The organism is Holdemanella hominis, from assembly GCF_014306155.1.
Classification (GTDB): domain Bacteria; phylum Bacillota_I; class Bacilli_A; order Erysipelotrichales; family Erysipelotrichaceae; genus Holdemanella; species Holdemanella hominis.
The window spans coordinates 1-3,128 of the sequence record NZ_JACRWH010000093.1; the positions used below are offsets into that span (position 1 = coordinate 1).

Sequence of the window (3,128 nt, forward strand, 5' to 3'; positions counted from 1 at the left end):
TAATATCTAATGCGTCTTTGATAGTAGGCATATCCAATTACCTCCTTCGGTGGTACTGTTTCTTACTATTATTATACGCTATTTCTCGTTAAAAATCAACCATTTGTTGTGACAGAGCCATACTTAAAAGGATAGGATTATGAAGGATATCGCAATTTAACGTAAAAACTTTACATTTAACCTTACTAAAGTTAAAATTGAAATGATAGAGTTAAAAAGGAGGCTGCGATAACATGAAAACAGATGTATTTGGATTGACAATAAATTATAAGTCATGGGATAAAAAACAAGCGTTACCACTTTATGTAGCTGGTAATTATGAGATTGATGAAGCTATTGTTTCAAATAATCGATTTATCGTGATGAGACCCATTGGTGATTTGCCAACACTTCCGGCTATGAAAAAGCATATAGAAAAGATTCAAAAAATTGATGATGTACCTGTCGCATTTTATTTAAAAAATTTGTCTGATTTTAGAAGAAAAGGAATGTTAGAAAGTAATATACCTTTTATGACAGAAAAACAAGTATTTCTTCCTTTTATTGGGACACTGTTAATGGAAGAGAAAAATAATGCATTGTATAAAGAAAAATTTATGTTTTCTACACAACAATTGTTTTTGATGTATTTATATAATAGACAAAATAAATTGTATGTCGCAAATGTTGGAAAGAAGCTTCCTTATTCAGCAATGACATTATCAAGAGCGGTCAAACAATTAGAAGCAAGTGACTTATTTTTGGTGTATAAAGATGGCGTTAATAAAGTGATTGAATCAAAATATGATAGAAGAGAATTGTTTGAAAGGGCAAAACCTTTCTTGTTAGATCCGGTTCGGAAATATGGCTATATTGAAAAATCAAGAATTGATGAAAATATGGTTCTTGCATCAGAGAGTGCTTTGGCCAAAAATTCAATGTTGAATCCTTCCAAATTAATAACATATGCGATTGATGAACAAAAAATGGATATAAATCAAATGGAAAATGAATTGGTAGATCCAAATAAACAGATTCGACTTGAATTATGGGGCTATGATCCAAAATTATTTTCAGATGATAATGTGGCGGATGGTTTATCTGTGGCATTATCTTTGAGAGAAATTGTAGATGAGCGAATTGAAGAAGCTATAGATGAATGTATAGAAAGAGAGCTAAATGAAAAATGATAAATGGGTTCACTAAATTTAAAGAGTGGTTCAAAGGTTTTGAAAATCAGTATGTTGTGATTGGTGGGACAGCATGTGATTTAATAATGGAACTCAGCGCACATGAACAAGCGGAGGATTCACTTAAATTTTTAGGTATTATGGAAAATATAGCACAAGTAGACCTACTGATTACAGATGATTTTGGACTTATGAATCTTGATGTTGAAAAATATAGACATCTATTTGAAATTCTCGATTCAAGGGAAGGAAGAAAATCGACAGTGTTGGTTTCTCAAATCCCGGTAAAAGAATGGTACGATTTATTTAAGGATTGTACATACGCTGACGCGTGTTTAGATCGAGTTCTATGTAAAGCATATCGCTTGGAATTCAAAGGTGAATCACTAAGAAATCAAAAATTTTGACACACCGATTGACCGCTACAGATACACCGATGGTGCTCTACACGCGCACCATTTTTCCGTCATATGCAGTAACGCCATATAAATCATAATCTTTTCTATTGTTGATGCATTCAATTAAAAGATCTAGTTTATCTTCGGGTAAACTAAAAACAAAATCCTTAAAAGGATTTTCAAAATTAGACATAAAAAAACATCCTCAACATGTCTAAGCAGCCATTCGGTGAGGATGTCGCCAAACAAAGTTCCAAATGACTGCTTAGACATTAACTTTCTTTGGCTTTTTAATTATAACAGATTAATAAAACGGGTACACTACTTTCATTTTGTCAACCACACGATTGTAGATTAATAGAAAAAGTTTACTTAAACATAAAATTCTTCCATAGTATCTAAGCACAAACATGCTAACGTACCATTTTCAAAACAAGCACCACAATCAATTGCTATGAAATTATTTTTATAAAATATTTCAGGTTTTCCATTAATACCTAATGTTGGAGTGTGACCTACAACTACAAATTTATTAGGGTCTGTGAAGTATGGAATATCCCAATCAGGACGTTTCCAAACAAAATCATTTACATCATATTCATCTAGTGATTTTTCCTCACTAAAATCACCTAATCCTGCATGAACTAAAAGATAATATCTTCCTTTCACTTCAACTTCTTCATAAGCTGTAAACTCCATTAAATATTCAATAATGTCTTTTTGTTCTTCTTTACTTAATTTTTTAAATTCTTGGATTGTTTGGAATGCTCCATTATTCATCCAATCAGATAATTTCATTAGTTTTTCTTCATCAAAACTGTCTAAGAACTCATTTGTAATTTCTTGCATAATAATATTAAAACAATCTGCCATCATTAATTCATGATTACCAAAAATACCAAACACATTAGACCTTTTCATCATATCTTGTAAAATTTTCATAGAGTTTACTCCTCTGTCTATTATATCTCCTAAGATATATAATGTGTCTGTCTCTTTTAAATCAATTAAATCCATCATTTCAATATATTTATCATACATACCATGAATATCGCTCATTACATAAATCATTGTTAATCACATCCTTTTTACCAACCGTTATTCACTATAAGGACAATATAAATAATCAACATCTTTAAAATTATATTTTATAAATTTTTCCATTTCTTTAACTCCTTCAAGATGAGTACTATGTATATATATTTCTCGAACCTTTATATTATTTTGCTTCATATAAATTAAAATGTCTAATCCTGTTTCTTCACCCCCTAAGTCATAATCCAAATTAATTGCATTGATGTTAGCATATAAATAGGACTAGTCAAAAAGAGAAAATTTACACCAGTGGTACAATAGAAAGAGGATGATTCAAAAACAAAGGAAGGTAAAAGAAAATGGCAAATAAAAAGAAACAGTTTGATCAAGAATTTAAACAAAATGCTGTCAATTATTGTTTAACACATCCAGAACTAAGTCGTAAAGAATGTGCTAAAAATTTAGGTATTGGAGATAGTACTTTATACAGATGGAAGCAAGAAGCTAAAGCCAATAACAACCAGGC

The 3,128-nt window shown here is 30.5% G+C and carries 6 protein-coding genes; 3 read left to right on the plus strand and 3 right to left on the minus strand.

Annotated elements, in window-relative coordinates:
- Positions 1-233 precede the first annotated feature (233 nt).
- Together H8911_RS11840 and H8911_RS11845 are read left to right on the plus strand one after the other, a co-directional pair.
- A complete protein-coding gene (locus H8911_RS11840) occupies positions 234-1,169 on the plus strand; it encodes a MarR family transcriptional regulator (RefSeq protein WP_186999801.1) in 936 nt (311 codons plus the stop codon).
- Complete coding sequence (locus tag H8911_RS11845; protein ID WP_255466372.1) at positions 1,166-1,576, plus strand: ATP-binding protein; 411 nt, start codon at positions 1,166-1,168, stop codon at positions 1,574-1,576. The genes H8911_RS11840 and H8911_RS11845 overlap by 4 nt, the downstream gene beginning before the upstream one ends.
- Before the next feature lie 37 nt (positions 1,577-1,613).
- On the opposite strand, the gene H8911_RS11850 is transcribed toward H8911_RS11845, so the two are convergent.
- From H8911_RS11850 to H8911_RS11860, 3 genes are all read right to left on the minus strand, one after another.
- On the minus strand, positions 1,614-1,760 hold the full coding sequence (locus tag H8911_RS11850) for a hypothetical protein (protein WP_186999802.1): 147 nt from the start codon (positions 1,758-1,760) through the stop codon (positions 1,614-1,616).
- A gap of 179 nt (positions 1,761-1,939) precedes the next feature.
- A complete protein-coding gene (locus H8911_RS11855) occupies positions 1,940-2,638 on the minus strand; it encodes a metallophosphoesterase (protein ID WP_186999803.1) in 699 nt (232 codons plus the stop codon).
- 27 nt (positions 2,639-2,665) lie between these two features.
- Complete coding sequence (locus H8911_RS11860) at positions 2,666-2,866, minus strand: cyclic-phosphate processing receiver domain-containing protein (protein ID WP_317414917.1); 201 nt, start codon at positions 2,864-2,866, stop codon at positions 2,666-2,668.
- Positions 2,867-2,961: 95 nt separating this feature from the next.
- Here H8911_RS11860 and H8911_RS12995 point away from each other — a divergent pair.
- A partial coding sequence (locus H8911_RS12995) for a transposase (protein WP_186999754.1) occupies positions 2,962-3,128 on the plus strand: 167 nt, incomplete at its 3' end.